Below are 7,631 nucleotides of genomic sequence, written 5' to 3' on the forward strand. Positions count from 1 at the left end.
GGTATGAAAACGCACGATCTCGAGGGCAGCGCTGCTACCACTGGCGCTCGCCGCCCGCTTTTCACGTGCGAGCGCGTCGAGACGTTCCAGACATTGCTCGGCCTGCTCGACGCGCCCATTGCCAGCTTCGATTTCGACCTGATACGCGAGGCTCGCCGCCTGCAGCCGCGCCCAGCCGCGCCGCACACCGAGCGCCTGGGCCTCGCTGAGAATGACCAGCGCCCGGCCGGCTTGCCCCCGGTTCGCGGCGATGCGTGCGAGCAGCATATGCGCGCGCAGCGCGCCTTCGAACGTACTGCGTTCGCGGATGTTGGCCATCCGTGCGGCGATCAACGCCTCGGCTTCGTCCACCTGGCCCTGCTCGTAGAGTACTTGCGCGATGATGGAGGCGGGAAAGGCATCGGCCGGAACCTGCCTGCCGAGCAGGCGCTTCCCCGTCTCGAGCGCGTCGGCAGCCAGCAGGCGCGCCGCGTTGAAGCGCATCTGATCGAAGGCGACGGCGGCATCCAAGGCCAGATCGAACAGCGCCGAGAGCGCCTGCGTCGGGCCCGGCCGGGCGTCCAGCCTGACGCGCTCCACCGCGTAGAAACTTTCCAGATCTCCGCGCCGCCAATACACACTGCGGCACACGGTCAACGCGACCTGCGCCGTCGGCGCGCTGGCGCCCAGCGCAAGCGCGGACAACGCGGCCGGCAACGCGGCCACCTCATCGTCCTGAAACACAAGTGCCACCGCTCGCAGCGCCGCGATTTCGCCGTGCAGCGCCTTCGTCACCGTCACCGACAACCGGGCCGCCTGCTGTTCGATCAGGTCCGCGATGGCCAGCGCCTCGCGGGAATCGAAGCGCATGATGGCCTGCCACGCCCGTTCGATATCGAGCCTGATATGCGCGAAGCCATCGCCGATCCGTGCGCCACCAGTCCGCGGAATCTGCAGAGCGGCCAAGCTACCGCTAACGACCGGCAGAGACCCTGGGGCGGCAATCGCACGCCACGCACCCGGTTCGGGTGACACGCACGGAAGCGCCCCGCTTCGCTGTGTCCGTCCAACTTTCGAAAAACTTTCGTATGCAACAACGACATCATTCATTTCAGGCTCCGTCGGGACACCAGATCGTCGTAACCGCACAACGAGGGAAGATGCGGCCAAGCCTAAACCCGGCACCGCTACGAAGCGTGATGATTCGGTTATGTTTCGGTAATGGCCGGGTCGTCAGGAGGCCTATACGGGAGTTAGACGGACAACGTGGCAGGAAATAAACGCGCAACGCCGCTATTCGTATGCGGGAATGCCGCTATCGCGGAGCGTCCCGTTGAGCGGCGTGACCGGGCGATTCGTCGGGCAACCGGGCGCCGCGCATGCGCGCCCGCCACGCGTTCGGCGGCTCGCCGATCATGCGCTTGAAGACCGCAGTGAAATGCGCATGCGAGCTGAAGCCGCAGCTGAGCGCCACGTTCAGCACGCTGAACTCCGACGAGCGCAGCAGCATCTGCGCATGTTCGAGCCGTCGTCTTAGCAGGTAGGTGTGCGGCGAATAGCCGGTCGTCGAGCGAAACTGGGCAGCGAAATGCATGCGCGTGAGTCCCGTACTGGCGGCCACTTCGGCGAGACCAATCGGGTTGGCGAGATTGGCTTCGATGAAATCGATCGCCCGGCGCAAACGCCACCTCGGCAGAGACGCGCCCCGCGCCACCGGCGACGCCGGCATGACGTCCGTGCGCCTCGCCAGCAGGCGTGCCACAATCGCGTCGCAAATGCTGTCCGCATACATACGGCCGAAGGTATCGGCGAGCGGATTCGCGTCCTGCAGCGCGAGCGCCAGCCGCTCGACTGCGACATCCCGAAAGATCCGCGGATCCTGGTCCGCGAGATCGGGCCGCACGAGTTGACCTGCGGCTTCGTCATACCGCCGCAACAAAAGATCCGGCGAGATAAACAGATGCATCACGCGGCACGGCGAGGCATAAAAGGCTTTGACGCTTTCGCCGGGTTTCGAGATCTGGATCGAACCGGGCATGACGGGGCCGTCACAGATGATCTTGCCGTCGTGGTGGAATTTCAGCGTGGTGGCGCTCAGGGCGATGCCGACCGTATAGAAGCGTTCGTCGCCGGCGCTCGACACTTCGCGCGGTTCGCTCGCGGCGACATCCTCGCTCCAGCTCCCTGCGAGGATGCGATCCGCCGCCGCGGCATCGACTGCGGAAAACGGCGGACAGCGCCAACGTTCCTCGACCTGCACGACCGAACTCTCGCTCGCCCACAAGTTTGCACCGAACCCGCCTGCCGCATCCGGACAGGCCGCCCGGAGAACGCTCGACGCGTCCTGTGACTGTCTGGACATGATGTCACTCCGTTTCATTGGTGAGCATCATGCGCGAGACTGGCGCTCCTCCGGTATCCCCCCAATGGGTGAAACCGCACTGTACGAGCGTGCCCGCTTTCTCTCAGGTCTTGGCACCCCGCCGCGGTTTGATGGCGCCAGCGGGATGATTCCTGGCGATGGTCGAGCGCAGCGCCGAGTAGGCGGGCGCCACCATCGGATAGTCAGCGGGCAGTCCCCATTTCGCTCGATACTGATCGGGGGTCATGCCGTAGCGGTGTTGGAGATGGCGTTTGAGCGACTTCAGTTTGCGGCCGTCCTCCAGGCAGATCAGGTACTCATCGTGGATTGATTCACTGATCGGGACTGCCGCCTCGGCATGCGGGCCTGCGTCCTCGCAAGCATCGAGCAGCGCGGCCAGTGCGGCATGGGTACTCGAAATGAAGGCTGGAAGATCGGCCGCCGGCAACGGATTGCTCGCGACGAAGCTCGCTACGATCTCGGCGGTCAGTTCGATCAGATGGGGGCGTTCCGTCACGGGTGGCCTCGCGAGTTCAAAGGCCCTGCGTTACTGGGATCGCCCGAAAGCGGCAGGCGGATTCGCACGGCACCATAAGCTTGTCTCACTCTCAGGTGGGATACCCGATCAAAGTAGTGGCGTGACCTGAGCGGGTCAATCCCCCGAATGGGGGCGAACCTGCGCGCCGGGTTAGATATGCATTCCATGGAGCGCTTGCATACCGCGTGCGAGCCATGCGGCGAGGCCGTGCGGCGTTGGCGGTATGTCCTTGGGTGGTTCCATCAACGCCTGGCCGCGGCGTTCACGTTCCGCGAGTTTTGCGGCGAGTACGTGCGTCAGTTCGGGATGCCGTTTGAGCAGTACGGCAATCGCCGCTCCGGGCAGTTCGTAAACAATCGCGTAGGTCTTTGCCGAGATTTCCGCGCCAACCGCCACACCTGCGATGGGTCCGCTCTCGCCGAAGTATTCGCACGGTGAGAAGCGCATGACATCCACGGTCCCGCCGTCAAGCCGGGTGGATGCGTTGATCACGCCATAGCCGATGAGCGTAATCGCAGACGGCACTTCGCCGGCCTGCAGCAGCACGTCGCCAGGCGCAAGTTCGCGAACCTGCAGGACGCTCGCGAGCTGTTCCTTTTCTTCGCGCGACAGCAGGCCGAAGATGCCGATGCTGTCCACCAGACGGCGCCCGACCGAGCGCTCGCCTGAAGCGTCTGTCTCATCCGCTGGCGTATGGAACAGCGACAGTGCTTCAAGATGTCGATGCGCTGCGTCGAAAAAGACGTTGAGCGTGTCGTCGCTGCTGCGATCGCTCGAGACGAAGAACGAGACTTCGTAATCGGTCGCCTGCCAGCCAACCGTCTTCGTGACAATGTTCGACGGCAGCGCAGCGTCGATGCCAATACACGAATCGATTGCCAGCCGCAGCGCCGACACCACCGACGACGGACGATGCACCGGATCCGCCTGAAACCGGACCACGGTTGCATGCGCGCCTGCCGGAACGCTGGCATTGATAACCTTCGACTTCGCGATTGCCGAGTTCGGCACGACGATCAGGTCATGGTTGCTCTTGAGCACGTGAGTCGCACGCCATGTCACTTCGCGCACTGAGCCTTCCGAGCCGTCGTCGAGCACGATCCGGTCGCCGACGCGATATGGCGCCGTCGCATTGATGACGAAGCCGGAAAACAGGTCGGCTAGCGTGCTCTGCAACGCCAGACCCAGCACGATCGCGACTGCGCCTGAAGTGGCCAGCACACCCTTGAGCGGAATGTCGAACACGTCGGCGACGATAGCGACCGCCGCGGTCAGATACGCCACGACCTCGGCGACGTCGAGCGTAAAGCGCTCCTGGCGCGTGCGGTCATTGATCGTGTAGTAGAGCCGCACCACCGCCATGATCGTGGATGCCGCCAGCAGCCACCAGGCGATCTGCACCGCACCGCGCGCAAAGCGGTACTCCGCGGAGGCGCCGAGATCGGGCGTCTGCGTCGGCGTCACGCCCGCGTGCAGCATCGCAATCGTCAGCGCGGCAAACGCGAGGCAGCGCAACGTGGTGCGCGGCATCGCGAAGCGCATGCGTGCGCAGCACAGCAATACGATGAAATTGAGCGCGACCGCGGCGACCGGAAGCAACAACGGCGCGAGCGGCTGCGGCAGCATCTAGTTCGCTCCGCTGGCCGCTAACGGTGGCACCGGCGGCCGGGTCGGCAAATCGTCGCTGCGATAACCGCCGCCTAGCGCCCGCGTCAGCACGATTTCCGCTTCGAGCTCGTCGCCGTTCAGTTGCAGCAGCGCGATCTGCCCTTCTATCACTGGCGCCTTCGCCTGTATCGAGGCCGTCCGGTCGGCGAGACCGCGCTCGTACTGCGCCTCGGTGCTATCGCTCGAGACACGGAGGGCGTCGATCCGCTCGTGCTGCAGTTGCGCGCGATGGTCGAGGTCGTCGATCTGGCCGCCCGTTTGAGCCACGTCGCGGACGGCGTCGAGCACTGCTTCGTTGTACTGCTCGATCAGCGTGTTGCTGGCCGTGCGTGCGCCGTGCAAGCCCGCATTCAGACGGCCGCCATCGAAGATCGGCAGGTAGAGTCCTGGAATGAGGTTGATCTGCTCAGCCGTATGGGTGAACAGATCCCGCATCCGTAGCGCGTTGAAACCGAAGAACGCGGTGATGTCGAAGCTCGGGTAGAACGCCGCCTTGGAGGAATCGATACGGTCGAACGATGCCTCGACGAGCCAGCGCATGGCCTGCAGGTCGGGCCGGTGGCTGAGCAGTTCGAAGGACAGCGTGGACGGCAGGCCGGCCGAGGGCGCGGGCAATGCCACCGGCGCGATTTGCGGCAGGTCGTCCGGGCCTGCGCCCAGTACTGCTCGCAAGGCCTCACGGGTCTGAACGATCTGTTCCTGTGCCGAAGCGATCTGCTGGTCGAGCGCGAGCAGTTGCGAGCGCGCCTCGGCGGACTGGGTAACGGCCACCAGCCCCCGCTCGTGACGCGCGGTCTGGGTGTCCAGTTCGAGCGCCTCCACGCTGCGCAATTGCTTCAGCAGGTCCAGGTTCGCGTAGACGATCTGGATCTGGTAGTAAAGCTGCGCGACGCCGGTCGACACCTCCAGCTCCGCCTGCGCCGCCTCGGCGCGTTGCGCGTTCTGCTCGCCAAGCGCCGCACGCACGAGGTCGCGTTGCTTGCCCCACACATCGATATCGTAGTGGGCATCGACGCCGACCAGTCCGGTCCAGTACCAGGGGCCGTACGCGCCGATGGCGGGATCCTTCGAAGCATAGGCGCTGAGGAAACCATGACCGGACACGTGCTCGCGATCCGCCTCGGCAATCCCGGAGATCTGCAGATCGCTCCCGGCGCGAACCAGCTCTACCTGGGCGTGGGCTTGCGATACATGTTCACGGGCGATCGCCAGCGTCGGCGCATGACTGAGGCCGCGCTCGATCAGCGCTTCGAGCTGCGGGTCGTGATAGTGCTCCCACCAGCGCGCAGAGGGCCAGCCTTCGCTTGCGAGATGGATATCGTCGGCGAGACGGATCTGGTCCTGTGGGATGAGCGCCGCCGGTGGGCTATCGTGATGAATCATCGCGCAGGCTGCCAGCCCCGCACAGATTGGCAGCAGCACAAGCCAACGCTGCATGAAGCGCGGCAACGAATGGCAGGTGCCTGTGCCACGCGCAGTCCGTATCAACGGATTGTGATCGTCGCGCATTGCGCTATCCCTGTCCGGCAACGGCCGGCAACGCTAAAGGCAGTTCATCGGTAGACCATTGCGGCAGGCCTGACAGCGCAGTGTCGATACGTGCAGCCCACTCCCGCAGCGCGGTGGCAGGCTCGCCCCCCTCTTCGCCCGCCGCTGCGGCGGCCACCTTCGTCAAATCGAGCGGCAGCGGCGGCACGGCGAGTGGCGGCTCGCCCGACAATTGCTGCGCATAGCGTTCAAGCGACTCCGCCAGGTTTCGCTGCAATCCGCCACAGGCTTGCCGCAAACTAGTGCCCGATGCGTTCGTACGTCTCGCGTCGAAATTCGCCTCGATATGGAAGGCGTCGCTCGCCAGCAGAATCGAGCGGCCCTGAGCGAGCACCGTTTGCGCGAGAAGCGTGACGCGGGCCGTTTCGCCCTCGCGCCAGTCGGGCTCGAGCGCAACCCGCGCGAGCATTGCTTCGCAATCCGCCAGCATGGCCCAGGCCGTCGCCGCCGATTGCGATTGTGCCGCTGGCGCAGCGGTTTCGACCACCTGCGCATGATTGCGAGCAACACCTACGATCGCGCGCAGCACCTTGGAGAGTTGCAGTCGCAGCGAGTCGGCCTCGCCTTCCGGCCACAGCGACATCTGGATGAACGTCGCCACGCCTACGCCGAGCAGAATCCCCACCAGCCGGTCGCGAATCTCAGTGAGATCGGATGGTGGCGCGAACTGCTCCAGCAGGGCGAGCGCGAAGGTGAACATGATCTGCAAACCGGCGTAGCTGATCCGCTCGGAACCGGCCGATACCCACGCTCCCAGCGCGATTACAGGCAGACTCATCAGCAGCAGTCCCGTCACGCTTTCCAGATGCGGAATGACGAACGCGACCATGAACAGCGCAAGACCGCTGGCAATCAGCGCGCCGCTGATGCGCAGCACGCCGTGCCGGGTCGATGCGCCAAGGCTGGGCAGCGCGACGACGAGACAGGTCAGCATTATCGTGTGAATGCCGGGCCAGTTCACCGCATTGTAGAACACGTAGCAGATCAGTACCGACAGCAGCGTGCGAAGCGCGAAGCGGGCATAGAGCGGATTTGAAAAGACATCGGCCGGCAACAGTGCGGGCGCAGCGGGTGGCGGCGTGCTGGCGTGCGATTGCCGGCTGGCGGTGGCATCGGCGAGGGCTTCAATGGCGCGCTGCATCGCGACGACTGCGGGAATCGACGGCACTTCTTCCTTGCTTCGTGCGGCGGCTGCGCGCGGCAATGGCAACGGCAGCCCTTCGGCAATCGCAGCGTCGAGCGCCGCGACTTCGCCCCGAACGCTGCGGATAACGGCAATCCCAGCCGCGGCAGGCGGTTGCGCCGTGACAGGCAACTCGGACGCTGCTTCGTACAGCCGCGATACGGCGGTCACACAGGCCAGCATCGCCGCGGCCGCAGGTTCGCTGTAGCGCTTGCGCATCGTGGAGAAGCGCATGAGCTTCTGCAACGACAATGCGCCCTGCTGCAGATCGGTTGTATTGATCGCGACCGGCGCCTGATCTGGATCGACCAGCGCGGCGAGACGCGCCTGCGCCGCGGCGAGTTGCCGGTGCA

The 7,631-nt window shown here is 65.0% G+C and carries 5 protein-coding genes and 1 pseudogene; all 6 read right to left on the bottom strand.

The genetic code is table 11. The features are described from left to right. A pseudogene (locus M0954_RS11640) lies at nt 1–1,014 on the bottom strand (hypothetical protein); the annotation flags it as partial. Between the two features lie 280 nt (nt 1,015–1,294). Next, nucleotides 1,295–2,341, bottom strand: coding sequence for a helix-turn-helix domain-containing protein (locus tag M0954_RS11645; RefSeq protein ID WP_297353317.1), 1,047 nt, complete (start codon nt 2,339–2,341; stop codon nt 1,295–1,297). Nucleotides 2,342–2,444: 103 nt separating this feature from the next. Then, on the bottom strand, nt 2,445–2,858 hold the full coding sequence (locus M0954_RS11650) for a MucR family transcriptional regulator (RefSeq protein ID WP_297353319.1): 414 nt from the start codon (nt 2,856–2,858) through the stop codon (nt 2,445–2,447). A 171-nt stretch (nt 2,859–3,029) separates the two neighbouring features. Continuing rightward, entirely contained in the window at nt 3,030–4,505 is a 1,476-nt protein-coding gene (locus M0954_RS11655; protein ID WP_297353321.1) for a mechanosensitive ion channel family protein, read from the bottom strand. Next, nucleotides 4,506–6,056 carry an MdtP family multidrug efflux transporter outer membrane subunit gene (locus M0954_RS11660; protein WP_297353323.1) on the bottom strand — a complete coding sequence of 517 codons (1,551 nt, stop codon included), beginning with the start codon at nt 6,054–6,056 and terminating at the stop codon, nt 4,506–4,508. Nucleotides 6,057–6,060: 4 nt separating this feature from the next. Continuing rightward, nucleotides 6,061–7,631: FUSC family protein (locus tag M0954_RS11665; RefSeq protein ID WP_297353325.1), on the bottom strand; the 1,571-nt coding region annotated here is incomplete at its 5' end.

It is taken from the genome of Paraburkholderia sp. (genome assembly GCF_026225065.1).
Lineage (GTDB): Bacteria > Pseudomonadota > Gammaproteobacteria > Burkholderiales > Burkholderiaceae > Paraburkholderia.

Excerpts from the sequence above, each read along its gene's own strand:
- M0954_RS11645 (WP_297353317.1), bottom strand. The coding sequence starts at position 2,341 with ATGTCCAGACAGTCACAGGACGCGTCGAGCGTTCTCCGGGCGGCCTGT.
- M0954_RS11655 (WP_297353321.1), bottom strand. The coding sequence starts at position 4,505 with ATGCTGCCGCAGCCGCTCGCGCCGTTGTTGCTTCCGGTCGCCGCGGTC.
- M0954_RS11660 (WP_297353323.1), bottom strand. The coding sequence starts at position 6,056 with ATGCGCGACGATCACAATCCGTTGATACGGACTGCGCGTGGCACAGGC.